The sequence below is a fragment of the Streptomyces sp. NPDC093598 genome (assembly GCF_044764825.1).
In the GTDB taxonomy this organism is placed as follows: Bacteria; Actinomycetota; Actinomycetes; order Streptomycetales; family Streptomycetaceae; genus Streptomyces.
The window spans coordinates 235,883-260,377 of record NZ_JBIWIV010000003.1 but is presented as its reverse complement, the minus strand read 5'-3'; the positions used below and the strand labels follow the sequence as shown (position 1 = coordinate 260,377).

General features: G+C 68.6%; 23 protein-coding genes and 2 tRNA genes. 8 read left to right on the top strand and 17 right to left on the bottom strand.

Annotated elements, in window-relative coordinates:
- Window position 1: 1 nt before the first annotated feature.
- Together ACIRDU_RS12985 and ACIRDU_RS12980 are read right to left on the bottom strand one after the other, a co-directional pair.
- Window positions 2-679 (bottom strand): class E sortase, encoded by a 678-nt coding sequence (locus ACIRDU_RS12985; RefSeq protein WP_403577920.1) that lies wholly within the window; start codon window positions 677-679, stop codon window positions 2-4.
- Between the two features lie 22 nt (window positions 680-701).
- Window positions 702-1,481 (bottom strand): DUF881 domain-containing protein, encoded by a 780-nt coding sequence (locus ACIRDU_RS12980; RefSeq protein WP_403577917.1) that lies wholly within the window; start codon window positions 1,479-1,481, stop codon window positions 702-704.
- Window positions 1,482-1,620: 139 nt separating this feature from the next.
- Here ACIRDU_RS12980 and crgA point away from each other — a divergent pair, with 139 nt between their 5' ends.
- Window positions 1,621-1,875, top strand: a complete 255-nt coding sequence (crgA, locus tag ACIRDU_RS12975; RefSeq protein ID WP_030846986.1) for a cell division protein CrgA — start codon at window positions 1,621-1,623, stop codon at window positions 1,873-1,875.
- Window positions 1,876-2,129: 254 nt separating this feature from the next.
- Here crgA and ACIRDU_RS12970 read toward each other — a convergent pair whose 3' ends face one another.
- A complete protein-coding gene (locus tag ACIRDU_RS12970) occupies window positions 2,130-3,020 on the bottom strand; it encodes a rhomboid family intramembrane serine protease (protein ID WP_403577914.1) in 891 nt (296 codons plus the stop codon).
- An 88-nt stretch (window positions 3,021-3,108) separates the two neighbouring features.
- Entirely contained in the window at window positions 3,109-3,636 is a 528-nt protein-coding gene (locus ACIRDU_RS12965) for a peptidylprolyl isomerase (RefSeq protein WP_403577911.1), read from the bottom strand.
- 337 nt (window positions 3,637-3,973) lie between these two features.
- Here ACIRDU_RS12965 and ACIRDU_RS12960 point away from each other — a divergent pair, with 337 nt between their 5' ends.
- Window positions 3,974-4,675 (top strand): DUF5324 family protein, encoded by a 702-nt coding sequence (locus ACIRDU_RS12960; protein ID WP_403577908.1) that lies wholly within the window; start codon window positions 3,974-3,976, stop codon window positions 4,673-4,675.
- 155 nt (window positions 4,676-4,830) lie between these two features.
- Here the strand turns inward: ACIRDU_RS12960 and ACIRDU_RS12955 are convergent.
- A tRNA-Ala gene (locus ACIRDU_RS12955) sits at window positions 4,831-4,903 on the bottom strand.
- A gap of 181 nt (window positions 4,904-5,084) precedes the next feature.
- Between ACIRDU_RS12955 and ACIRDU_RS12950 the strand changes: the two genes are divergently transcribed.
- A complete protein-coding gene (locus ACIRDU_RS12950) occupies window positions 5,085-5,633 on the top strand; it encodes a DNA-binding protein (protein WP_175433579.1) in 549 nt (182 codons plus the stop codon).
- A 255-nt stretch (window positions 5,634-5,888) separates the two neighbouring features.
- Entirely contained in the window at window positions 5,889-7,370 is a 1,482-nt protein-coding gene (locus ACIRDU_RS12945; protein WP_403577905.1) for a protein kinase, read from the top strand.
- A 39-nt stretch (window positions 7,371-7,409) separates the two neighbouring features.
- On the opposite strand, the gene ACIRDU_RS12940 is transcribed toward ACIRDU_RS12945, so the two are convergent.
- Window positions 7,410-8,693, bottom strand: coding sequence for a hypothetical protein (locus tag ACIRDU_RS12940; RefSeq protein WP_403577902.1), 1,284 nt, complete (start codon window positions 8,691-8,693; stop codon window positions 7,410-7,412).
- Window positions 8,694-8,900: 207 nt separating this feature from the next.
- Window positions 8,901-9,029, bottom strand: coding sequence for a DLW-39 family protein (locus ACIRDU_RS12935; RefSeq protein WP_003999697.1), 129 nt, complete (start codon window positions 9,027-9,029; stop codon window positions 8,901-8,903).
- 337 nt (window positions 9,030-9,366) lie between these two features.
- Between ACIRDU_RS12935 and ACIRDU_RS12930 the strand changes: the two genes are divergently transcribed.
- Entirely contained in the window at window positions 9,367-9,729 is a 363-nt protein-coding gene (locus ACIRDU_RS12930) for a DUF6344 domain-containing protein (protein WP_403577900.1), read from the top strand.
- A gap of 104 nt (window positions 9,730-9,833) precedes the next feature.
- Here the strand turns inward: ACIRDU_RS12930 and ACIRDU_RS12925 are convergent, their stop codons facing one another.
- The 10 genes from ACIRDU_RS12925 to dnaA all read right to left on the bottom strand — a co-directional run bounded on the left by ACIRDU_RS12925 (window position 9,834) and on the right by dnaA (window position 23,218).
- A complete protein-coding gene (locus ACIRDU_RS12925; RefSeq protein ID WP_403577897.1) occupies window positions 9,834-10,187 on the bottom strand; it encodes a VOC family protein in 354 nt (117 codons plus the stop codon).
- A gap of 83 nt (window positions 10,188-10,270) precedes the next feature.
- Window positions 10,271-10,347, bottom strand: a tRNA-Ile gene (locus ACIRDU_RS12920).
- A gap of 99 nt (window positions 10,348-10,446) precedes the next feature.
- Entirely contained in the window at window positions 10,447-11,256 is an 810-nt protein-coding gene (locus ACIRDU_RS12915) for a DUF3566 domain-containing protein (RefSeq protein WP_403577894.1), read from the bottom strand.
- A 19-nt stretch (window positions 11,257-11,275) separates the two neighbouring features.
- Window positions 11,276-13,870: a DNA gyrase subunit A gene (gene gyrA / locus ACIRDU_RS12910; RefSeq protein WP_403577891.1), complete on the bottom strand. Its 2,595-nt coding sequence runs from the start codon at window positions 13,868-13,870 to the stop codon at window positions 11,276-11,278.
- A 42-nt stretch (window positions 13,871-13,912) separates the two neighbouring features.
- Window positions 13,913-15,973 carry a DNA topoisomerase (ATP-hydrolyzing) subunit B gene (gyrB, locus tag ACIRDU_RS12905; protein WP_386631841.1) on the bottom strand — a complete coding sequence of 687 codons (2,061 nt, stop codon included), beginning with the start codon at window positions 15,971-15,973 and terminating at the stop codon, window positions 13,913-13,915.
- 432 nt (window positions 15,974-16,405) lie between these two features.
- Window positions 16,406-16,942, bottom strand: a complete 537-nt coding sequence (locus ACIRDU_RS12900; protein ID WP_403577888.1) for a DUF721 domain-containing protein — start codon at window positions 16,940-16,942, stop codon at window positions 16,406-16,408.
- Window positions 16,939-18,060 (bottom strand): DNA replication/repair protein RecF, encoded by a 1,122-nt coding sequence (recF, locus tag ACIRDU_RS12895; protein ID WP_403577885.1) that lies wholly within the window; start codon window positions 18,058-18,060, stop codon window positions 16,939-16,941. The genes ACIRDU_RS12900 and recF overlap by 4 nt, the downstream gene beginning before the upstream one ends.
- A gap of 31 nt (window positions 18,061-18,091) precedes the next feature.
- Window positions 18,092-18,967 (bottom strand): phosphogluconate dehydrogenase (NAD(+)-dependent, decarboxylating), encoded by an 876-nt coding sequence (gene gnd, locus ACIRDU_RS12890; RefSeq protein WP_363121439.1) that lies wholly within the window; start codon window positions 18,965-18,967, stop codon window positions 18,092-18,094.
- 207 nt (window positions 18,968-19,174) lie between these two features.
- Complete coding sequence (gene dnaN, locus ACIRDU_RS12885; RefSeq protein ID WP_384152584.1) at window positions 19,175-20,305, bottom strand: DNA polymerase III subunit beta; 1,131 nt, start codon at window positions 20,303-20,305, stop codon at window positions 19,175-19,177.
- Window positions 20,306-21,196: 891 nt separating this feature from the next.
- On the bottom strand, window positions 21,197-23,218 hold the full coding sequence (gene dnaA / locus ACIRDU_RS12880; protein WP_403577881.1) for a chromosomal replication initiator protein DnaA: 2,022 nt from the start codon (window positions 23,216-23,218) through the stop codon (window positions 21,197-21,199).
- Between the two features lie 373 nt (window positions 23,219-23,591).
- On the opposite strand from dnaA, the gene rpmH reads away from it, so the two are divergent.
- Genes rpmH through yidD form a run of 3 tightly spaced genes read left to right on the top strand, consistent with a single transcriptional unit; the run spans window position 23,592 to window position 24,493 of the window.
- Window positions 23,592-23,729, top strand: coding sequence for a 50S ribosomal protein L34 (gene rpmH, locus ACIRDU_RS12875; protein ID WP_005482975.1), 138 nt, complete (start codon window positions 23,592-23,594; stop codon window positions 23,727-23,729).
- Window positions 23,730-23,750: 21 nt separating this feature from the next.
- Window positions 23,751-24,122, top strand: a complete 372-nt coding sequence (rnpA, locus tag ACIRDU_RS12870; RefSeq protein WP_078615240.1) for a ribonuclease P protein component — start codon at window positions 23,751-23,753, stop codon at window positions 24,120-24,122.
- Window positions 24,119-24,493: a membrane protein insertion efficiency factor YidD gene (gene yidD, locus ACIRDU_RS12865; RefSeq protein WP_403577878.1), complete on the top strand. Its 375-nt coding sequence runs from the start codon at window positions 24,119-24,121 to the stop codon at window positions 24,491-24,493. The genes rnpA and yidD overlap by 4 nt, the downstream gene beginning before the upstream one ends.
- Window positions 24,494-24,495 lie beyond the last annotated feature (2 nt).

Genomic DNA, 24,495 nt, shown 5'->3' with positions numbered 1-24,495 from the left:
ACTAACGGCGCAGCGCCTCTGGTTTCCCGGCCTCCACGGGCTGGGTGGAGTCCAGGTGCGCCCAGACGATCAGACGATGACTGTGCCCCCATTCCGGTTCGCACGTGGTCAGCGTCAGATAGCGTCCCGCACGCGTGTACCCGGAAGTACGTGGGACAGGGTCGATCACCTCGATGTCCGAGGGCACTGTTTTGTACGGCCCTTTGTCGATCCGATACGTGAACCAGGTCGTGCCGTCGGTCAGCACCACCGCGTCACCGCGCCTGAGCTCGGGGAAGTCCTTGAAGGGGTCGCCGTACGTGCGGCGGTGGCCGGCGACCGCGAAGTTCCCCTTCTGCCCGAGCTGAGCGGTCCCGGTGTAGTGGCCGAGGCCCTTCTTCAGCGTGCCGGTGGCCGTCCCTTCGAGCACGGGCTTGTTCCACGTGAAACCAAGCCGTGGGATGTACATGATCGCGAAAGGCTTGCCCTCGGCGTAGGGAGCGGGCTTCGGAGGGCCCCCGGGGGAGTCGCCGACCGGTGGACGGGGCTTCGACCACTCCTTCCGGAGCAGGTCGATCTGGTCGTCCATGACGCCGTCGGCCTCTACCCCGGTCCAGAAGAGCACGTAGGCGACGAACAGCACGATCACGCCGCCGACGGTGATGCAGAGTTCGCTGACGGTCCTGACGATCACGCGCACCGCAGCTCCCCCGGCCTGGCCGCTACTCCACGGGCTTCGCGTAGTGCAGATCCACTGTGCCCGAGTAGCCGGGCAGAGTCACCGGGCCGTTCTCCTCGACTTTCCAGCCGAGCCCGTAGACATTGACGTAGACCATGTAGTTCTGGATCGCCGGTGAGGCCGCGAGCGCCTTCTGCAGCTTGCCGGGGTCACCGACCGCCGTGATCTTGTACGGCGGAGAGTAGACGCGACCCTGAAGAATCAGGGTGTTTCCCACGCACCGCACCGCGCTGGTGGAGATCAGCCGCTGATCCATGACCTTGATGCCCTTGGCTCCGCCCTGCCACAGCGCGTTCACCACGGCCTGGAGATCCTGCTGGTGGATGACCAGGTAGTCGGGCTGCGGCTCGGGGTAGCCCGGGAGCTTGGCGGTGGCGTCCGGCGGAGCGTCGTTGAGCGTGACCGTGAGCGAATCGCCCTTGAGCTTCTGCGTGCCCGCCCGCTTCTCCAGGGCGGTCAGCTTGTCGTCCTCCGCCTTGGTGCTGCCGTCGTCACGCTCCGCGAGCGCCTCTATGTCCTTGCGCAGAGCCCCGTTGGTCTCGTCCAGCTCGCCGTTCTCCCGGCTGCGCTCGTGGATGAGGTCGGACAGCTTCAGCAGGGAGGAGTCCGTACGGATGTTCGTGCCCTTGGCGGTGTCGAAGCTGGTGAAGAAGATGAGCCCGGCGAGGGCGAAGACGGCCGCGGTGAGAATCCGCACCGGCCGGAAACGGCGCGCCCGCTCAGGACTGGATCCCGTCCCGGGGGAGTCGGCAGAATTGCTCAACGTACCCTTATCTCCTTCGGCGCGGCGGAAGCACTACGCTAACGGACGCCCGGGGGAGCAATCGGAGTCCCCTTACGCTGCCCCGAGACCGACCCAGTTACCTGCGCGGCCACGCAGCGCATCGACAGGAGAGACCCTCGTGCCGAAGTCACGTATCCGCAAGAAGGCCGACTACACGCCGCCGCCTGCCAAGCAGACGACCGCCATCAAGCTGAGCAACCGTGCCTGGGTCGCGCCCGTCATGCTGGCCATGTTCCTCATCGGCCTGGCCTGGATCGTCGTCTTCTACGTCACCGACGGCTCGCTGCCCATCGACTCGCTGGGCAACTGGAACATCGTGGTGGGCTTCGGCTTCATCGCCGCCGGATTCGGTGTCTCGACCCAGTGGAAGTAGCGGTCACCGGAGAGTGAACGCAGCTCTGCCCAGGGGTGTTCGCTGAGTTATCCACAGCAGTTTTCCACATGGGGATAATGAAGACGATCTGTGGATAACCCGTTGGACGTTGACGCCGGTATGACGGAAGTACCGGCACTCGAAAACCTGTTCGCCCCCTGCCTGGCCTGCGGAAACGCGGGTCGGTGACAGGGGGCACATGTGTTCCTGCACAGCGTGCACAAGATCCGGCACCCGTTGTGGACAACGCCTGCTCAGACGAGCTGCGCCGTCCTCAGGAGGGTCACCAGAACGACCGCGCCCAGCACCAGGGCACAGGTGCCGTACTGGACCAGTGCGCGGCGCTCGCGCGGGGCGTGGACCATGGCGTATCCCACGACGACACCGGCGACCAGGCCGCCGATGTGGGCCTGCCAGGAGATGTTGAAGCCCGGGCTGAAGGTGAAGATCAGGTTGATCACCAGCAGGGCGATGATCGGCCGCATGTCGTAGTTGAGCCGGCGCATCAGCACGGCCGTGGCGCCGAAGAGGCCGAAGATCGCGCCGGAGGCGCCCAGCGTGGCCGTGTTCGGGGAGGCGAGCAGATAGGCCACGGCGCTGCCCGCGAGTCCGGAGATGAAGTAGAGGGCGAGATAGCGGACGCGGCCGAGTGCCGCTTCGAGCGGGCCGCCCAGCCACCACAGGCTGAGCATGTTGAACGCGATGTGCCAGATCTCCTGGTGCGTGAACATCGACGTCACCATGCGGTACCACTCGCCTCCCGCCACACCTTGGGTGGGTGTGAAGGGCGCCGGTGGCCAGGCGCCGAGCAGGACGAGGTCGCTCAGCAGCGACTGGCGGACCTGGACGGCGAGGAAGACGGCCAGATTGATCCCGATGAGGATCTTGGTCAGGAGCCGGGGGTCGGCTGCGATGGAGCCGCCCGCGATCGTCCTGGGCATGGCGGCCGTGGGTGCGTGGCCCGTGCCGGAGCCGGTGCGGACGCACTCGGGGCACTGGAAGCCGACGGAGGCGTTGACCATGCACTCGGGGCAGATCGGGCGCTCGCAGCGGGTGCAGCGGATGCCCGTCTCGCGGTCCGGGTGGCGGTAGCACATGGGGACGCTGTGGGCGTCCTGCGGGCTGCCCGCAGCCTGGTCGTCCATGGTCTCCCCTAGGTCGTGTGAGAAAAGCCCGCCCCGCCCATCCTTACGGATGAGCGGGGCGATTGGTTCCCTGTGGGAGCCTTCGCGCTCAGCGGGTCTCGATGACGACCGACTCGATGATCACGTCGTTCAGCGGACGGTCGGTGCGCGGGTTCGTCTGGGTCGTGGCGATGGTGTCCACGACCTTCTGGCTGGCCGCGTCGGTGACCTCGCCGAAGATGGTGTGCTTGCGGTTCAGCCACGCCGTCGGGGAGACGGTGATGAAGAACTGCGAGCCGTTGGTGCCCGGGCCGGCGTTGGCCATCGCCAGCAGGTAGGGCTTGTCGAAGCGCAGGTCCGGGTGGAACTCGTCCTCGAACTGGTAGCCGGGACCGCCGGTGCCGTTGCCCAGCGGGTCACCGCCCTGGATCATGAAGCCGCTGATCACCCGGTGGAAGACCGTGCCGTCGTAGAGCTTGTCCGTGGACTTCTGTCCCGTCTCCGGGTGGGTCCACTCGCGCTCGCCCTGGGCGAGCTCGACGAAGTTCTTGACCGTCTTGGGCGCGTGGTTCGGCAGAAGCCGGACTTCGATGTCGCCGTGATTGGTCTTCAGGGTGGCGTAGAGCTGCTCAGCCACGATCTGCCTTCCGTTGTCTTTCCGTGACTCCCTGATCCTCGCACGGACGGGCCCCGGCGTCGCCCGACCTCGGTGCAGCGGGGGGAAACCCTCGGCGGGTGTTCGCAGGAAACGAGTCGAGTAGGCCCGGGGCGGGGGCGCTCGGCGGCGATCCGTGGCATTGTCGACGTCAAGCTCCTGTTGCCCCCTATTCACCGCTATGGCACGTGATCGACGCTGGATGCCGGTTCGCGTGACCCGGATGCCCGCCCGCACATGCCTGGTCGTGCACCGGGAGGCATGATCCGTAAAAGGGTGGAAAGTCGAAATACCGTACGCCACCGAGGAGGAGGAACCCGTGACCCGCATTGACAGCGTGCGCGCCGCGACTGGTTCGGCGAAGGACAGCGTGCTGCACGCCGCGGAAGTGGTGGCGCCCTACGCCGACACGGCCAAGGACAGGGCCGCGCACTACGCACACGAGGCACGCGTACGGCTAGCGCCCAAGGTGACGCAGGCCGCAGGGCAGGCGCGTGTCCAGTACGGCGCTCATGTGCAGCCGTATCTGGAGCAGGCCCGCACGCATGTGCCGCCGAAGGTCGACCAGGCCGCCCAGGAAGCCGCTGAACGCACCCGCAAGGCCGCCCGTCAGGCGGCGGAGTACTCCAGGCCGAGGATCGAGCAGGCGATGGCCGCGGCCGTGCCTGTCACGACCGAGGCGGCGGCCCGGAGTGCGGCCGCCATGGCCGCGTTGCGCGGTCAGGTCTCGTCCAAGGAGATCCAGAAGCTGGTCCGCAAGCACGAACGGCGGGCCAAGGCCGGCAAGGCCGTGAAGACGCTGGTGCTTCTGGGTGCCGTCGCGGGCGGTGCCTTCGCCGCCTGGAAGTGGTGGGACAAGCAGGCCAATCCGGACTGGCTGGTGGAGCCGCCGGCTGCGACGGAGGTCCCCGAGTCGGGGCACCTGTCCTCCGTGGACGGCTCGGGCCAGTCGGTCCTGGACCCTGAGGTCGAGGCCAAGCAGGCGGAGGACGAGGCCGCGCGGCGCGACGACCGTTCCTGAGGGCGCCTGATTCAACAGCACGGTGGGGCGGGAGACTTGAGGGTCTCCCGCCCCACCGTGCTGTTTCACGTGAAACACGCGTCACGGCATCCGCCCCGGGTACGCAAAATGCCCTCCGAGACCGCGTTTCCGCAGCTCGGAGGGCATTTCCGGGGTGGAGCCTAGGGGAGTCGAACCCCTGACATCTGCCATGCAAAGACAGCGCTCTACCAACTGAGCTAAGGCCCCGGAAGGGGACGTCCGGCCGGAGAAACCGCGTCCCGGCGGGCGTCGGAGACCAGAGTACCGGGTCACCCCCGTGGTTCCGCAAAAAGATTGGGGGTCCCCGTCGCCGACCACTCTCCGTAAGATGCTCGGCGTGGTTCGCTACCGCGAACCGCCGTACATGGGGAAGCGATGGGGAGACGCAATGGACGCCGCACAGCAGGAAGCGACCGCAAGAGCGCGGGAACTGCAGCGGAACTGGTACGGGGAGCCGTTGGGGGCGCTCTTCCGTAGGCTCATCGACGATCTTGGTCTCAACCAGGCTCGTCTCGCGGGGGTTCTGGGACTGTCCGCGCCGATGCTGTCGCAGCTGATGAGCGGTCAGCGGGCGAAGATCGGCAATCCCGCTGTGGTGCAGCGGGTGCAGCTGCTGCAGGACCTGGCGGGGCAGGTCGCGGACGGCAGCGTGAGCGCTGCCGAGGCCACCGAGCGCATGGAGGAGATCAAGAAGTCACAGGGGGGCTCGGTGCTCAGCAACACCACACAGACGACGAGCAGTTCGGGGGCGCCCACGGTCAAGCGCGTCGTGCGCGAGATCCAGTCGCTGCTGCGGTCGGTCGCGGCGGCGGGCGACATCATCGACGCCGCCGACACCCTCGCCCCGACCCATCCGGAGCTGGCAGAGTTCCTCCGGGTCTACGGGGCCGGCCGCACGTCGGACGCGGTGGCGCACTACCAGTCCCACCAGAGCTGATCCGCCGCCCGGCCGCCGAAGGGGGTTCGGCAGCGGGCCGCGGGTGAGGTGACGGGGGGAGCGTCACGGTACGGGCGGGCACGAGGGGGCGTGTTCCGCACGGGGGACCGGTCGACGCGAGGGGGACGTATCGCTCATCGGGGGAGTCGGGGGGTTCGAGGGTTCGGGGGAGCCGTTTCGCCCGTCGGGGAGTCGTAGTGCTCACCGAGGGGGAAGCAAGGGGGGAAGCCGCAGGGGGAGGAGCGACGTACAGCCATGGGTGAGGTCTTCGCCGGCCGGTACGAACTGGTCGACCCGATCGGACGCGGAGGGGTCGGTGCGGTCTGGCGCGCCTGGGACCACCGCCGCCGTCGCTATGTGGCCGCCAAGGTCCTGCTCCAGAGCGACGCGCACTCGCTGCTGCGCTTCGTCCGGGAACAGGCGCTGCGGATCGACCACCCTCATGTGCTCGCCCCCACCAGCTGGGCCGCCGACGACGACAAGGTCCTGTTCACCATGGACCTGGTCGCCGGCGGATCACTCGTGCACCTCGTCGGGGACTACGGCCCCCTCCCGCCCGCCTTCGTCTGCACCCTGCTCGACCAGTTGCTGGCGGGCCTGGCCGCGGTGCATGCGGAGGACGTGGTGCACCGTGACGTCAAACCCGCCAACGTGCTGCTTGAGGCCACCGGCACGGGCCGGCCGCGGCTGCGGCTGTCCGACTTCGGCATCGCGATGCGGCTGGGCGAGCCCCGACTGACCGAGACCAACCTCGTGGTCGGGACGCCCGGTTATCTCGCGCCCGAGCAGATGATGGGCGCCGAACCGGACTTCCCCGCCGACCTGTTCGCCGTGGGGCTGGTCGCGCTGTATCTGCTGGAGGGCGCCAAGCCGGACAGCAAGGCGCTCATCCAGTACTTCGCCGAGCACGGGACGCCGGGTGCGCCCAAGGGCATCCCGGAGCCGTTGTGGCAGGTGGTGGCCATGTTGCTGCAGCCGGATCCGGAGGCGCGGTTCCGTACGGCCATTGGGGCGCGCAAGGCGCTCGCGGCTGCCGCGGAGCTCCTCCCGGAGCCGGGCCCGGACGACGAGCTGATCGAGATCTTCGACCAACTCGGGCCGCTTCCGCGGGGGTTCGCTCCCGAGGGGCCGCTGGAGAGAGCGAAGGGGCTGGGCCCGCCCGGCTCGGGGACGGACGACGATCGGCCCCGGCGGGGAGAGGACGTGGCGGAGCTGTCGGTGTCCGGCGGGCAGCACGCCGACGCCTTTGGCCACGCATGGTTGCAGGCGAGCGCACAGGCGGTACCGACCGACCCGCGACGGACCACCGACCCGTCGGCCACCCCCGCCGGGCCGGTCTCCATGTCGGACACCGGCAGCTTCCATCTGCCGCCTCCGCAGGCCACCGTCACCTCGTCCCCCACGCCCGGACCGTCCCACCCCGCACCGCCCCAGGCCCCGCACCAGCAGGCGCCGGTCTCCCCCTACGACCCCACGCACCCGCTGTCCCCCGCCAGGCCACTCCCGCCGGTGTATCCCGGCACGCCGCCGCCCCCTGCGGAGCAGTACCGCGCGGATCCCTCCACAGCCTCGTACACCGCCCGCACCCCACAGGCCCCACTGCTCGGCCAGACGCCGTCACGGCACCGGGCACGACGGACGTCCCGCCCGGGGCCTCCGGCCAAGGTGGCGGTGCCGCTGCTGCTCCTCGCTCTTGCTTGCTACGCCGTGGGCTTCTGGGCGCTGACCCGCATCTGAGCGACCGGACAGCAGGCCAGGGAGCGCTCTGCGTTCTCCCTACGCGGCGTTTCTCCGCCGTGCCATCACGGTCCACACCCCGAGTCCCACCAGCAGCGCGCTGCCGGTGCCGATCCCGCCCACGGCGAGCGCCCTCATAGCGGTGTCATCGCCTTCGGCCACGCCTTTCGCGGCCGCCTCCCGGTCCTGGTCCGAGACCTCGAAGGCGCCCTTCGGCTCGGAGTCCCCCGCGTACTCGGGTCCGCCCCGCGCCTGTCCGCTCACCCGGACGCGCAGCGTCATCACCAACGGTCCGTCTCCGAAGGTGTCGGCGACGCTCTCCGAGAGATGGGCGACGAGGTAGTAGGAGCCGGCGAAGCGCATCGCGCTCACCTGTGTGGTGGCGGCGTAGCGGTTGGCGTGGTCGACCGGTGGGAGGGGAGGCAGGCTCCCGGAGTTCTGGTCGCCGTCGTAGCCGACACCCACCTTGGCGACGTCACCGCGGGCGGGGTTGTAGAGGGCCAGGTCCAGCGCGTCAGAGGTGTAGACGGTGCTGCCGGAGCCGGAGCTGCCGAGGTCGGCGGTGACGGAGAGCTGCTGTCCCCAGTCGACGGGCACCTGGTAGAAGAGCGTCTGGCCGGGCCGGATGTCGTCCCGCCAGGCCCCCTGGTCGAGGGGGGTCGCCCCGGTGAATCCCGCGCCGCCCTTCCGCCGCTCGGCCTGCCCCTGGACGGGCTGGGGCGTGGTGGAGTTCCACACCTCGGGCGCGCTGGTCGCCCCGGTCTTCGCCGTCCGGGGTTCCGTCATGGCGACGAGTTCCAGGTCCCAGGCGTCCGGTGAGGAGCCCTCGCCCTGCGGGTCGACGCGCTCGACGGACACGTAGTATGCGCCGGCCTTCCGGCACAGCGCCTTGTTGGGCGAGATTTCGCGCATGCCCCATGCCGCGATGGGGTGGGGGCTGCGGGCGGTCCCGAAGCTCGCCTGGTCGGCGGAGCAGGTGTTCCCCTCGGCGTCCTGCACGGTCACCTTGACGCCGTCGATGACGGAGACGGTGCTGTCGGGGGAGGGGACGGCGGTGACGGAGACGTAGGCGTTCGACGTGGCGTCGAGTTCGAGGCCGTAGTTGACCTCGCCGCTGCTGGGCAGGGAGCTCTTGTAGGTCCGGCCGGGCTTCAGGAGGGTGGCGTCCCCGGTGCTCCTCGCCCCCTCGACGTTCTGCGCGCCGTCGGCGAAGGCGTACGGGCTCGGCGCGCCGGAGGCCTCTCCGGCAACGGCGGCGTGTCCTGGCACCACGACCGCTGTCGCCCCGAGCACCACCGCCGCGGCCCCCAGGCGCACGGCCACCGCCGGACGGCCGCGCCTTGCCCCCGCGCGCCGTCCCCACGCCGTACGACACGGTCCCCTCACGCGCCACCCCTCACCGTCGCCGGACCACAGAGCCGTGAAACCGTGGCCCATCCTGCCGCGCCGGCCCGGTTCACGACCGGCCCTCGGCACACAAAACCCCGACCGCGAGGCGGCCGGGGTGTGCTCGGTCTGGGTTGTCGTGACTCACGAACCCGTGGGCACGGAGTCAGTCGCCTCCGTCCACAGGTCCTGCTCGGCGCGATCCGCCTGGATCTGGCGGTACACGAGGAGCCCGCCGATGGCGGCCAGTGCGACCAGGAGAAGCTTCTTCACCGCGCGACCTCGTCTTTCCTTGACGTAGGGGACCTCTGGCGCCCGACTATACACACCGACCGATACCGATCGGTGACCTGAGTCGGCCCTCAACTACCCTCCCGGGAACCGGGATAGAAGCGGAGTACACCGCTCCGATCGGAGGGTGATCACACCCTGACGGACGGTTACTTTGACCTCCCTCCTCCGCTCTTCCTACGTTTTCTTCCCTCTTGCGCCCATCCGGGTGGTGTTCATCCGAACATCGACGCGCCACGGGCGTAGATCCACCACTTCTCGCCCCCCATACACATCATGAGGAAAGTACGCAAATCGCCCAACCCGAAAGTGAGGGGCCATGGCCCGGAACAAGGTCATGACGCTGTGGACCGCCATCGTCACCGCCTTCCTCGCGCTGTGCACGGCGCTCGGACTCATCACCACGACCGCCGCCGCGGCGGTAGCGCAGACCGAGCAGAAGAGCAACAGCAACGGCGCGAGCATCCCGCAGCAGCGGACGGCGGCACAGGCGACGTCCCCCCGGCCCTCCCCCGGGGCCCTGCCCCCCACGATGAAGCAGCGCATCCGCGCCGAGGCCCACGGCAAGACCCCCCGTTGCCGGCACCGCTCGCCCGTGGACCTGGCGGCCTCCCCCGGTACCGACTGCACCGACGAGGACCCCGACGCCAAGGCGGTCCCTCTCACGCCTCTCCAGCGCTGAACCCCCGGCACCACATCCAGGCGATCCCGCGTACAGAGCCCGGCAGCTCGGCAGAGCCGCCGGGCTTACGCATGTCCCGACTCACTGCTTCCGCACGTCCCGGCTCACTGCTTGCGTCGGCCAAGGACACAGAACTCGTTGCCTTCGGGGTCGGCCATGACGATCCACGACTGGTCGCCCTGGCCTATGTCGACCCGCTTCGCGCCATGAGCCTCGAGGCGAGCCACCTCCGCGGCCTGGTCGTCAGGCCTGAAGTCGAGATGCAGCCGGCTCTTGAACTGCTTGCTCTCCTCGATCCGGACGAAGTCCAACCCTGGCATGCGATCCGGCTCCGGGCGGATCTCGAACTCGTCATCAGAGGAGTAGACCACTACCCAGCCAAGAGCCTCGGCCCACCACTGCCCCAAGGCCACCGGATCCACCGAGTGAACGATTACCTGTTCCCATTCCAAGGTCATTCCGCGAGTCTAGGCAGACGCCCACTGAGGCCGGCCCTGGATGTCAAAAACCCCCAGCCGGTATCGACTGGGGGTCTTCTCGCTGGTGGGGCTAACAGGATTTGAACCTGTGGCCTCATCCTTATCAGGGATGCGCTCTAACCAACTGAGCTATAGCCCCGCCGCGCTCTGCGGTGTGTGTCCCGCGCGCTGACTCCTGAAGATTAGCGCACGACACGCGCAGTCCCAAAATCGGTTGTCGGGACCACCTCGAAGGACGTCACTCGTCCTCGGCGAGCGTCAGCTCGACACCGCCCACGAAGCCCGCGGACAGGTTGTAGATGAACGCACCGAGCGTCGCGAGGGCCGTGGCCAGGACGACGTCGATGACCGCGATGACCGACGTGAACATCAGGACGTTGGGCAGCGACAGGAAGGCCTGCAGGTCGAAGCCGTTGGACTCGTTCGAGCCGGTGGCCTCGGAGATCGTGCCGCCGACCGTCGAGAAGACGCCCATCGCGTCCATGACCATCCACAGCACCGCGGACGCCACGATCGTGCAGATGCCCAGGGCGATGGAGAGCAGGAAGCTGACCTTCATCACCGACCACGGGTCGGCCTTCGCCACCCGCAGCCGCGCCTTGCGAACGCGCGGAGTGGTGCGCGCCCCCGTGCGGGGCCGGCGAGCGGCGTCGGCAGCGGCGCCCGCGGCCGGGGCGGCCGCAGCCTGCTGCTGCGCCGGGTAGGCCTGCGGCGGGTGGTACGGCCCGGCCTGCTGCTGCGTCTGCCGTTCACCGGGCAGCGGCGAGGACGTGCCCGGTTCCTGCGCGGCCGGCCGCGGCTGCGCACCGGAGGCGGACGGGCCCACTTCATCCTTACGCTGCCGGGTCTGCGGACCTCGGGTGTCCGTCACAGTTCCCCCCTGTGCTTCATGCGAGTCAGGCGAGGGCGTGTCCTTGGCCGGGGACTTGATCGCCTTCAGGTTGGTCGTGTGCGGGTCCGCCGCACGCGCGGCGGAGCCACGGCCGCCGTCGTCCGCTTCCGTACCCCTCGAGGTACCGGCCGGTCCGGCGCCCGTGGCTCCGCTCACGCTGACTCACTCCTCGTGCCTACTCGGCCGAGGGCGCCTCACCCTCGTCCGTGCCGCTGGTCGTGGCACCCTCGGCGGTCTCGTCGACGGCCACATCGCCGTCGACCTCCTCCGCCTCGCGTCCCGCCTCGGCGTTGCGAGCGATGCCCACGACGGCATCGCGCTTGCCCAGATTGATCAGTTGGACGCCCATGGTGTCACGGCCGGTTTCCCTGATCTCGTTGACTCGCGTACGAATCACACCGCCCGACAGCGTGATGGCGAGGATCTCGTCGGTTTCCTCGACCACCAGCGCGCCGACGAGGGACCCACGGTCCTCGACGATCTTGGCAGCCTTGATGCCGAGGCCGCCGCGACCCTGGACGCGGTACTCGTCGACGTTGGTCCGCTTCGCGTACCCGCCGTCTGTGGCAGTGAACACGAACGTACCGGGTCGAACAACATTCATCGAGAGCAGCTCGTCGCCCTCGCGGAAGCTCATGCCCTTGACACCCGAGGTGGCACGGCCCATGGGCCGCAGGGTGTCGTCCGAGGCGGTGAACCTGATCGACTGCGCCTTCTTGCTGATCAGAAGCAGATCGTCGTCCGCCGAGACCAGTTCGGCTCCGATCAGTTCGTCGTCCGAACCGTCCTCCATCGACCGGAGGTTGATCGCGATCACACCGCCGGAACGGGGCGAATCGTAATCCTTCAGAGGCGTCTTCTTCACAAGTCCGGCCTTGGTGGCGAGCACGAGGTAGGGAACCGCCTCGTAGTCGCGGATCGCCAGGATCTCGGCGATCGCCTCGTCCGGCTGGAAGGCGAGCAGGTTCGCGACGTGCTGACCGCGCGCGTCCCGGCCGGCGTCCGGCAGCTCATAGCCCTTGACCCGGTAGACGCGCCCCTTGTTGGTGAAGAACAGCAGCCAGTGGTGCGTCGTGGACACGAAGAAGTGGTCGACGATGTCGTCTTCCTTGAGCTTCGCGCCGCGCACGCCCTTGCCGCCGCGCTTCTGGGCGCGGTAGTCGTCGGTCTTGGTGCGCTTGATGTAGCCGCCCCGGGTGACCGTGACGACGATGTCCTCCTCGGCGATCAGGTCCTCGATGGACATGTCGCCCTCGTAGGGGACCAGCGTCGTCTTGCGGTCGTCGCCGAACTTCTCCACGATCGCGGCCAGTTCGGCGCTGACGATGCCGCGCTGACGGACCGGGGAGGCGAGGATCTCGTTGTACTCGTTGATCTTCGCCTGGAGCTCGTCGTGCTCCTGGACGATCTTCTGACGCTCCAGGGCGGCCAGTCGGCGCAGCTGCATCTCGAGGATGGCGTTGGCCTGGATCTCGTCGATCTCCAGCAGGCTCATCAGGCCGCCGCGGGCGATGTCGACGGTGTCGCTGCGCCGGATCAGCGCGATGACCTCGTCGATGGCGTCCAGGGCCTTCAGCAGACCGCGCAGGATGTGCGCGCGCTCCTCGGCCTTGCGCAGCCGGAAGCGCGTACGGCGGACGATGACCTCGATCTGGTGGGTCACCCAGTGGCGGATGAACGCGTCGAGCGAGAGCGTGCGCGGCACGCCGTCCACCAGCGCCAGCATGTTGGCGCCGAAGTTCGTCTGGAGGTCGGTGTGCTTGTAGAGGTTGTTCAGCACGACCTTGGCGACCGCGTCCCGCTTCAGCACGATGACCAGGCGCTGGCCGGTGCGGGAGGACGTCTCGTCACGGACGTCCGCGATGCCGCCGATCTTGCCGTCCTTGACCAGGTCGGCGATCTTCTGCGCGAGGTTGTCCGGGTTGGTCTGGTACGGCAGTTCCGTGACCACCAGGCACTGGCGGTTCTGGATCTCCTCGACCTCGACGACCGCGCGCATGGTGATGGAGCCGCGGCCGGTGCGGTACGCCTCCTCGATGCCCCGGCGGCCCACGACGAGCGCGCCGGTCGGGAAGTCGGGGCCCTTGATGCGCTCGATGAGCGCGTCGAGCAGCTCCTCGTGCGAGGCCTCGGGGTGCTCCAGGTACCACTGGGCGCCGGCGGCGACCTCGCGCAGGTTGTGCGGCGGGATGTTGGTCGCCATGCCGACCGCGATACCGGCCGAGCCGTTGATCAGCAGATTCGGGAAGCGGGCCGGCAGGACGGTCGGCTCCTGGGAGCGGCCGTCGTAGTTGTCCGTGAAGTCAACGGTCTCCTCGTCGATGTCACGGACCATCTCCATCGACAGCGGCGCCATCTTGCACTCGGTGTACCGCATGGCCGCGGCCGGGTCGTTGCCCGGGGAGCCGAAGTTGCCGTTGGAGTCCACGAGCGGCATGCGCATCGACCACGGCTGCGCGAGGCGGACCAGCGCGTCGTAGATCGAGGAGTCGCCGTGCGGGTGGTAGTTGCCCATGACGTCGCCGACGACGCGAGCGCACTTGTAGAAACCGCGCTCGGGGCGGTAGCCACCGTCGTACATGGCGTACAGCACACGACGGTGGACGGGCTTGAGGCCGTCGCGGACGTCCGGCAGCGCACGCGAGACGATGACGGACATCGCGTAGTCGAGGTACGAACGCTGCATCTCCGTCTCGAGCCCGACGGGCTCGACGCGCATGGCCAGGGCGTCACCCTCGGGCGTCGTCACGGGAGTGTTCTCGTCGGTCATTGCTGGTGAAGATCCTTCCTGATGCGGTCAGCTGAGACCGACTCAGATGTCGAGGAAGCGGACGTCCTTGGCGTTGCGCTGGATGAACGCGCGGCGGGCCTCGACGTCCTCGCCCATGAGGACCGAGAACAGGTCGTCGGCCTGGGCGGCGTCGTCGAGGGTGACCTGGCCGAGGACGCGGTGCTCCTGGTCCATGGTCGTGATGCGCAGTTCCTCGGCGTTCATCTCGCCGAGACCCTTGAAGCGCTGCACGGAGTCGTCCTTGATGCGCTTGCCCGCGTTGCGGCCCATCTCGATCAGGGCGTCGCGCTCACGGTCGGAGTACGCGTACTCGAAGTCGTCCTTGCCCCACTTGATCTTGTAGAGCGGCGGGCGGGAGAGGTACACGTGACCGGCCTCGACCAGGGGCCGCATGAAGCGGAACAGGAAGGTCAACAACAGGGTGTTGATGTGCTGGCCGTCGACGTCGGCGTCCGCCATCAGGATGATCTTGTGATAGCGCAGCTTCTCGATGTCGAAGTCCTCGTGGACTCCGGTGCCGAAGGCCGAGATCAGCGCCTGGATCTCCTGGTTCTGCAGGATCTTGTCGATCCGCGCCTTCTCGACGTTCAGGATCTTGCCGCGGATCGGGAGGATCGCCTGGTACTGCGGGTTGCGGCCGGACTTGGCCGAGCCGCCGGCGGAGTCACCCTCGACGATGAAGATCTCGCACTTGGTGGGGTCGTTCGACTGGCAGTCGGAGAGCTTGCCCGGTAGGGACGCCGTCTCCAGCAGACCCTTGCGGCGGGTGAGGTCACGGGCCTTGCGGGCCGCCACGCGCGCGGTGGCCGCCTGGATGCCCTTGCGGATGATGTCCGCGGCCTCGTTCGGGTTCCGGTCCAGCCAGTCCGCGAGGTGCTCGTAGACGACCTTCTGCACGAAGGTCTTGGCCTCGGTGTTGCCCAGCTTGGTCTTGGTCTGGCCCTCGAACTGGGGCTCGCTCAGCTTGACCGAGATGATCGCCGTCAGACCCTCGCGGATGTCGTCACCCGTGAGGTTGTCGTCCTTCTCGCGCAGCAGCCGCTTGTCGCGCGCGTACTTGTTGATCAGCGAGGTCAGCGCGGCACGGAAGCCCTCTTCGTGCGTACCGCCCTCGTGGGTGTGGATGATGTTGGCGAAGGAGTACACGCCCTCCGTGTAGCCGCCGTTCCACTGCATGGCGACCTCGAGGGACAGCTGCCTGTCCTTGTCCTCGGCCTCCAGGTCGATGACGGTGGGGTGCACCGCATCGCCCTTGCGGGAGTTGAGGTACTTCACGAAGTCGACGATGCCGCCCTCGTAGTGGTACGTGACCGTCTTGACCTCGGCGGTCTCGTCCGCGCCCGCCTCGTCCGCACCGGAGGTGGCCTTCGCCGACTCGCGCTCGTCGGTGAGCCTGAGCGTGAGGCCCTTGTTGAGGAACGCCATCTCCTGGAAGCGCCGCGAGAGCGTCTCGAAGGAGTACTCGGTGGTCTCGAAGATGTCCGGGTCGGCCCAGAAGGTGACCGAGGTGCCGGTCTCCTCGGTGGCCTCGTGCTGGGCGAGCGGCGCCGTCGGGACGCCCATCTTGTAGTCCTGCGTCCAGCGGTGGCCGTCGGTCCTGACCTCGACGGCGACCTTCGAGGACAGCGCGTTCACGACGGAGACACCCACGCCGTGCAGACCGCCGGAGACCGCGTAGCCCCCGCCGCCGAACTTGCCGCCCGCGTGCAGCACGGTCAGCACGACCTCGAGGGCCGGCTTGCCCTCGGAGGCGACGATGCCCACCGGGATGCCACGGCCGTTGTCGACGACCCGCACGCCGCCGTCGGCGAGGATCGTCACGTCGATGGTGTCCGCGTGACCGGCCAGCGCCTCGTCGACCGAGTTGTCGACGACCTCGTACACGAGGTGGTGCAGCCCGCGCTCACCGGTCGAGCCGATGTACATGCCGGGTCGCTTGCGGACCGCGTCCAGACCCTCGAGGACGGTGATGGCACTGGCGTCGTACGAGGCGGTGACCTCGCCGTTGGAGGTGATCGCCTCGCTGGTCACGCCTGCGTCGGTGGACGGGATGTTCTCGTTGGGGTTGCCGGAATCGGCCACGAAGCGCCCTTTCTGGCACAGCACGAGCCAGGCTCGTCGGCGGGTTGCCGGAGCGGCTGCGGCATGTTGCGTTGGTAAGCCTTGATCAGCGTTGCTCAGCTTTTCCCGGACGGTCCCCACGATTGGGGCGGGATTGCTTCCAGTCTACCGGTAGCACTGACACTGATGGGGGTTTGCCGGTACCTGAGTCCGCATGTGCCGCCCTCGACGGGTCTTGTCCGACTCCCGATATACGGATGGGGGCTCCAAGAGGCTCACGGAGGCACTCAGCGCTTCCGGCCGTCAACCCTTGGCTACTTAGGAGTCAGGTCGCGATTCGCAACCGTGTGCGGGCCCACGACGCGAGGGCCGCCGGCACTCCGAAACAGCAGACGGAAGCCATCGATGTGAAGTCGGTCACGTGCCGTCGACGGGTGGGAAACCGGTGTTCGATCAACCGTAGGTGTCGCCCGGACCGGTGCTGCCGGGGGCCCGCAGCGGGCCGTACCGGCGCGCGGGGCCGCTCGGGCCCTGCACCTTGATCAGCTTCACCGTGCCGTGGCCCAGGTCCTCGTTGAGGCGCGCGACCAGGGTCGGAGCGAGGAGCCGGAGGTTCGTCGCCCAGGCCGTCGAGTCGCAGCGCACCGTCAGGACGTGCTCGTCCTCCTCGTACCGCTCCGGCACGCAGTGCTTGGCCACGTCCTCGCCGACGATCTGCGGCCAGCGGCCCATCACACCGCCCACCGCGGCCGGAGCCTCCCAGCCCCGCTCGGTGATCAGCCGGTTGATCGCGGAACCGAGCGCCATGGGGTCACGCCCGTCGGCACGCGCGCCGGAGCGCAGACCGCCGCGGCGCGCCTGCTTCTTCTGCTGTGCCGCGTCCCCACGCGCGCGTGCGGCGTCCTTGGCGGCGCGCAGCGCCACGCGCGCGAGGTCGACACCGGAGGGTTCGGCGGACTTCGGGGCGCCCCCGGGTGTGTTCTCCGTCATACGCGCTCCACCGTCCCCTCGGACACGGCGAACCGCGTCCCGGACAGCACATGCGGTACGTCGTCGTCGACCGCGGCCGTCACCAGGACCTGCTCGCCGGGCGCGACCAGCTCGGCGAGGCGCTCACGGCGGCGGGTGTCCAGCTCGGCGAAGACGTCGTCGAGCACCAGCACCGGCTCGTTGCCCTCCGCCCTGAGCAGGTCGTACGACGCCAGGCGCAGCGCCAGCGCGTAGGACCAGGACTCGCCGTGGGAGGCGTAGCCCTTGGCGGGCAGCTGGCCGAGCTTGAGCTGAAGGTCGTCCCGGTGCGGGCCGATCAGCGTGACGCCGCGCTCGATCTCCTGCTTGCGGGCCTCGGCGAGCGCCGCCATCAGCTGCTCGAAGAGGTCCTCGCGGCTGTGCGCCTCGCCCGGCGCGGACGGCTTGTACTCCAGCGCGATCGGGCCGCCGCCGGGCGCGAGTTGCTCGTAGGCCTTGTCGGCCAGCGGCTGGATCGTGGCGATCAGGTCCAGGCGCTGGGCGAGCAACTCTGCGCCCGAGCGCGCGAGATGCTGGTCCCACACGTCCAGGGTGGACATGTCCATGGTGCGGCCACCGTGCCGTCGGGCCAGCGCGGCCGACTTCAGCAGGGTGTTGCGCTGCTTGAGGACCCGGTCGTAGTCGGACCGGACCCCGGCCATACGCGGGGAGCGCGCGGTGATCAGCTCGTCGAGGAAGCGGCGCCGCTCACCGGGGTCGCCCTTGACCAGTGCGAGATCCTCGGGCGCGAACAGCACGGTCCGCACGATCCCCAGTACGTCACGCGGCCTGACCTGCGAGGACCTGTTGATACGGGCCCGGTTGGCACGCCCCGGATTCAGCTCCAGCTCGACCAGCTGCTGCCGCTCGCCCTGCCGGACCTGAGCCCGGATGATCGCGCGCTCGGCGCCCATACGGACCAGGGGGGCGTCGGAGGAGACCCGGTGGCTGCCGAGGGTGGCGAGATAGCCGACGGCCTCGACGAGATTGGTCTTGCCCTGCCCGTTCGGCCCGACAAAGGCCGTCACCCCGGGGTCGAGCGGGACCTCGACCCGGGGGTACGAGCGGAAGTCGGCCAGCGACAGATGCGTGACATGCATGGTCGTTTCGCCGACCTCCCTCGGTACTCGGTTACTTCTTCTCGACCGCGTGGCCGCCGAACTGGTTCCGCAGCGCCGCGATCATCTTCATCTGGGGCGAGTCCTCCTGGCGGGAGGCGAACCGCGCGAACAGCGACGCGGTGATCGCCGGCAGCGGCACCGCGTTGTCGATGGCGGCCTCCACAGTCCAGCGTCCCTCGCCGGAGTCCTGTGCATAACCCCGGAGCTCGTCCAGGTGCTCGTCCTCGTCGAGCGCGTTGACCGCGAGGTCCAGCAGCCAGGAGCGGATGACCGTGCCCTCCTGCCAGGAGCGGAAGACCTCCCGGACGTCCGTCACGCTGTCGACCTTCTCCAGCAGCTCCCAGCCCTCGGCGTAAGCCTGCATCATCGCGTACTCGATGCCGTTGTGGACCATCTTCGCGAAGTGGCCCGCGCCGACCTTGCCGGCGTGCACCGAGCCGAAGTCGCCCTCCGGCTTGAGGGCGTCGAAGACCGGCTGCACCTTGGCGACGTTCTCCTTGTCGCCGCCGTACATCAGCGCGTAGCCGTTCTCCAGACCCCAGACACCGCCGGAGACACCGCAGTCGACGAAACCGATGCCCTTGGCCGCCAGCTCCTCCGCGTGCTTCTCGTCGTCGGTCCAGCGGGAGTTGCCGCCGTCCACGACGACGTCGCCGGGCTCCAGCAGCTCGGCGAGCCGGTCGATCGTGGTCTGCGTGGCCTCACCGGCCGGGACCATCACCCAGATCACGCGCGGACCGCTGAGCTTGCCCACCAGCTCTTCCAGGCTGTGGACATCGGCGAGGTCCGGGTTGCGGTCGTATCCGAGGACGGTGTGACCTGCGCGGCGAATCCGCTCGCGCATGTTGCCGCCCATCTTGCCGAGGCCGACGAGACCGAGCTCCATCAGTTGTGTTCCTTAGGTTCTGCGACGTGGCGTGGCGGCACGTGCGTACCGCGAGGCACTTTCGTACCCGCGTCCGAGCCTAAACCCGGACGCTCGCGCACATCTGTGGGCATACGCGCTCACTCGTACACCCTCACCTGCAGGTTTGTCCTCAGCCTGTGGACAACCGTTGACGATCCTCGGCGGCTCACCGGCCCTCGGGCGGGCTCAGCCGCTGAGGCGCACCGGCATGATCAGGTACTTGTAGGCCTCGTCCGCCTCGGCGTCCAGCGCCGGCTTGCCGCTGAGCAGCGCGGGCTTGGTGGACGTCGTGAACGACAGCTGCGCCACCGGGGAGTCGATGGCGCTCAGACCGTCCAGCAGGAACGTCGGGTTGAAGGCGATCGAGATGTCGTCGCCCTCGAGCTGGGCGTCCACCCTTTCCACAGCCTGTGCGTCGTCACTGGAACCGGCCTCCAGGATGAGCACGCCCTGCTCGAAGCTGAGCCGCACCGGGGTGTTGCGCTCGGCGACCAGGGCCACGCGCTTCACGGCCTCCACGAAGGGGGCGGTCTCGATGACGGCGACGCTGTTGAACTCCGTCGGGAACAGCGTGCGGTACTTCGGGAGGTCGCCCTCCAGCAGGCGGGTCGTCGTACGGCGGCCGGCGCCCTCGAAGCCGATCAGGCCCTCGCCCGAGCCCGAGCCGGACAGCGCCAGGATCACCTGGTCGCCGCTGGTCAAGGCCTTGGCGGTGTCCAGGAGCGTCTTGGCGGGCACCAGGGCGACCGCGGAGGCCTCCGGGTTCTCCGGCTTCCACAGGAACTCGCGGACCGCGAAGCGGTACCGGTCGGTGGACGCCAGCGTGACGGTGTCGCCCTCGATCTCGATGCGGACACCCGTGAGAACGGGCAGCGTGTCGTCACGGCCGGCCGCGATGGCGACCTGGGAGGCGGCGGAGGCGAAGACCTCGCCGGGGACCGTGCCCGTCGCGTTCGGCATCTGCGGCAGGGCCGGGTACTCCTCCACAGGAAGGGTGTGGAGTGTGAACCGGGACGAGCCGCAGACCACGGTCGCCCGTACACCGTCTGTGGAAATCTCCACCGGCCGGTTGGGGAGCGCGCGGCAGATGTCCGCGAGCAGGCGGCCGGAGACCAGGACCGTGCCCTCCTCGTCGACCTCGGCCTCCACGGACACCCGCGCCGAGACCTCGTAGTCGAAGCTGGACAGGCTCAGCTGGCCTTCCTCGGCCTTCAGCAGCAGGCCGGCGAGGACAGGCGCCGGCGGACGGGCCGGGAGGCTGCGTGCCGCCCAGGCCACTGCCTCCGCGAGTACGTCGCGTTCCACCCGGATCTTCACTGTTGCCGCCTCCTGCTGTTGCCGGCGCTTCTCGCTCTGCCTGGCCCTCGTCGTCTGTCTCGGTGTCGACGGTCCCTGTGAGGGGGAGGACACCGGGGACCAGTCTGACGCACCGCACTGACAGTAGGTGCCTCTCGGGGTCAAGTCGTGACGAGGGGCGGTCGGGCGCCGAAGAGCGAGTTGTGCACAGGGCCCCCTTCGAAACGGATTCCCAGCTCTCTCTAGTCGGGAGTAGTAGTAGGGGCTGTGGATACCGTGGATAACCTCGTTTGCCCAGCTCAGGGCGGGAATTTTGTCCACGGGTCCTGTGGGTGGAGGCGGTGGACAACCGGGCGTATCTGTGGAGAACAGAAAGTTCTGCACACTCCGTGCACAGGGTGGGGCGAGTTCTCCCCAGCGCCGTCCCCAGGTTTACCCGTCTTTCCCACAGCCCAACCCGGCAGCTTCGTGTGACGCCTTTCACTCGACACGGTGAGGAGGCGCGTCGTGTTGCCGAACAGTGGACAGGCATGTGGAGAAGCGACCGATCGCTGGGGACAACTCCACCCAGCCTGTGGGCGGCCGGTGGACAACTCGGTGCACAGCCTGTGGATCATTTCGTCGTCCACAGTCTGTGGAGATCCTTTGTCCACCGATCCACAACCACCTGAGCTGGTCTGATGGTCTTTCAACAGCGTCGGCTGTGGACACCGTCTGGACAACTTCCCGGTCCCCAGGGTGTGGACGGCAGAAAGTCACCGAATCTGTGGAGGGAGGCCGTAACCCGGCGATTAATCGAACAGCGGGTTGCGGCTCGGTGAGGGAGGTGGGGGCTGGTGATCCGTCTCGGGCACAAGAGAAGGGCGCCCCGGATCGCTCCGGGGCGCCCTCAGCGGTGTTCTGTCGTCGCCGTCAGCCGTTCTTGATGCGGTTGGTCAACTCGGTGACCTGGTTGTAGATGGAGCGGCGCTCGGCCATCAGATTGCGGATCTTGCGGTCCGCGTGCATGACCGTGGTGTGGTCGCGGCCGCCGAACAGCGCGCCGATCTTCGGCAGCGACAGGTCCGTCAGCTCACGGCACAGGTACATGGCGATCTGCCGGGCGGTGACGAGGGCGCGGCCGCGCGAGGTGCCGCACAGGTCCTCGACGGTCAGCCCGAAGTAGTCCGCCGTCGCGCCCATGATGGCCGTCGAGGTGATCTCGGGCGCCGAGTCGTCGCCACCGGGAATGAGGTCCTTCAGGACGATCTCCGTCAGACCCAGATCCACCGGCTGCCGGTTGAGCGAGGCGAACGCCGTGACGCGGATCAGCGCGCCCTCCAGCTCGCGGATGTTCCGCGAGATCCGGGACGCGATGAACTCCAGCACCTCCGGCGGCGCGTTCAGCTGCTCCTGCACCGCCTTCTTGCGCAGGATCGCGATCCGCGTCTCCAGCTCGGGCGGCTGGACGTCCGTGATCAGACCCCACTCGAAACGGTTCCGCAGCCGGTCCTCCAGCGTCACCAGCTGCTTCGGCGGCCGGTCGGAGGACAGCACGATCTGCTTGTTGGCGTTGTGGAGGGTGTTGAAGGTGTGGAAGAACTCCTCCTGCGTCGACTCCTTGTCTGCCAGGAACTGGATGTCGTCGACGAGCAGGATGTCCATCTCGCGGTACCGCTTGCGGAAGCTGTCGCCCTTGCCGTCGCGGATGGAGTTGATGAACTCGTTGGTGAACTCCTCCGAGCTCACGTACCGCACCCGCGTGCCCGGGTAGAGGCTGCGCGCGTAGTGCCCGATCGCGTGCAGCAGGTGCGTCTTGCCGAGCCCGGACTCCCCATAGATGAACAGGGGGTTGTACGCCTTCGCAGGCGCCTCGGCCACAGCGACCGCGGCCGCGTGGGCGAAGCGGTTGGAGGCGCCGATGACGAACGTGTCGAAGAGGTACTTCGGGTTCAGACGCGCGGTGGGCTCACCCGGGCCGGTCGCCGGCGCGGGCTGCGCGGCCAGCGGGCCGGGCGCACCCGTCGTGGGCAGGTTCGGGCCGACCGGGCCGCCCCGGTGGACGTGCCCGGAGCCGGCCGGCGGATCGGGCAGCTCCCGGCGGATCGCGTCACGGTCGTAGTCACCGCGTGACGTGTCGTAGTCGGGGCGCGGCTGCTCGTAGGAGGGGCGCTCCATGGGCTGCGGGCGGTAGTCCTGCGAGGAGGAGCCGTAGGCGTCCTGAGAGGGCGGGCCGTAGGAGTCCTGGGAGTCGTACGCGTCCTGCCTGGGTGACGCGTACGGGTCACGCTCGGGGAAGCCGAGGCGCTGCTGCTGCCAGCCGTACTCGTCCTGTTGCGTCGGCCGCGGCCAGGCGCCGGGCTCGGGGCGCTGGTACTCGGACGGGTAGGCGGGACGGGCCGTGGGAAGGTGATCTGCGCGCGTAGGCGGAAGCTGGTCGCCGGCCGGGCCGGGCAGCTGGTCGGCCCGGTGGCGGCCGTACCCCTCGTAGCCGTCGCGGTCCGGACGGTCATAACCGTCGCGGTCCTGGCGCTCGTACCCGTCGCGGTCCGGACGGTCGTAACTGTCGCGGTCCTGCCGCTCGTATCCTTCGCGGTCCTGGCGGGCGGCCGGAAGCTCGGGCTCCTCGTAGCGCGACTGGGGGCGGGCCTGGGGCGCCGACGGCGCCGGGGGGTCGCCGGCGGAGTCGTCGACGGTGATCGCGATCCGGATCGGGCGGCCGCACTCGCGGCTCAGCGTCTCGCTGACGATGGGCGCCAGCCGGCCCTCGAGTACGCCTTTCGCGAATTCGTTCGGTACGGCGAGCAGGGCGGTGTCCGCGACCAGCGCGAGCGGCTGGCAGCGCCGGATCCAGTGCTCGTCCTTCCCCTCGACCCCTTGGCCGCGGCCCTCCCCGAGGAGCTGCTCCAATACGCGTGGCCACACTGCGGCAAGATCGGCAGGTACGTCAGCCACAGGGCACGCTCTCTCACAGGTCCCACGAACGTGTGGTTCTGGGACGGCTCGGGATGTAAATCGGGTGGGGCAGGGATAAGGGAACGAATCGGAGTCCGTCACGGTAGTCAGGGCGGCCGGTACGGTTCAAGTTGTTGTCCCCAGCCTGTGGACAAGTGTCTCCCGGCGACTCCCGGTTTGACCGGATGGCGTAGCCGCGCGTACCGTAACCAGGTCGAGTTGTCGATGGCTGCTGCCGCCTGCCTCCGATGGGCACAGATCATTTGGGTGATCGGTCAGCGGTGCACTCGGGCGTAACTGCGAGCTACTCGTGGGCGCACGGTGACAGCCAGGACGGCACCCCGCAACTACCGATTTCTTCTGGAGCCCCCGAGTGAGCAAGCGCACCTTCCAGCCGAACAACCGTCGCCGCGCGAAGACCCACGGCTTCCGCCTGCGGATGCGTACCCGTGCCGGTCGCGCGATTCTCGCGAACCGCCGCAGCAAGGGTCGCGCCAGCCTGTCCGCCTGATCCTGATCAGGTCATGACGTCGTGCTGCCTACCGAGCATCGGCTGAGGCGGCGCGAGGACTTCGCGACCGCGGTACGACGAGGGCGCCGGGCCGGACGCCCGCTCCTCGTCGTCCACCTACGTAGCGGTTCCACGGACCCGCACGCGCCTGGGGAGAGCGCTCCCCCGACGCGTGCGGGTTTCGTCGTGAGCAAAGCAGTGGGTGGCGCGGTCGTGCGCAACAAAGTGAAGCGCAGGCTTCGCCACCTGATGCGCGAGCGAGTCGCCCAGCTGCCCCCCGGTAGCCTGGTAGTCGTACGAGCGCTGCCCGGATCGGGCGACGCCGACCATGCACAGCTGGCCCGAGACCTGGATGCCGCTCTCCAGCGGTTGCTGGGAGGGGGCGCGCGATGAAGTACCCGCTGCTGGCTCTGATCAAGCTCTACCAGTGGACGATCAGTCCGCTGCTCGGGCCGGTCTGCAAGTACTACCCGTCGTGCTCCCACTACGGCTTCACGGCCATCGACCGGCATGGTGCCATCAAGGGAACGGCACTCACGGCCTGGCGCATCCTGCGGTGCAATCCGTGGTCGCTGGGAGGTGTGGACCATGTCCCGCCGCGCAAGCGCCCGCGGTGGCACGAAACGCTGCGTCACGCGTGGCGTGCACGCAAGGGCGGGCCCTCCGCCGCCGGACCGGCCACCGAGGGACAGACTTCTCCCACAAGTCCGTCGAGTCCTTCGAGCCAGGCCGCAGAGACACCGTCCCATGCCCAAGGAGCATGATT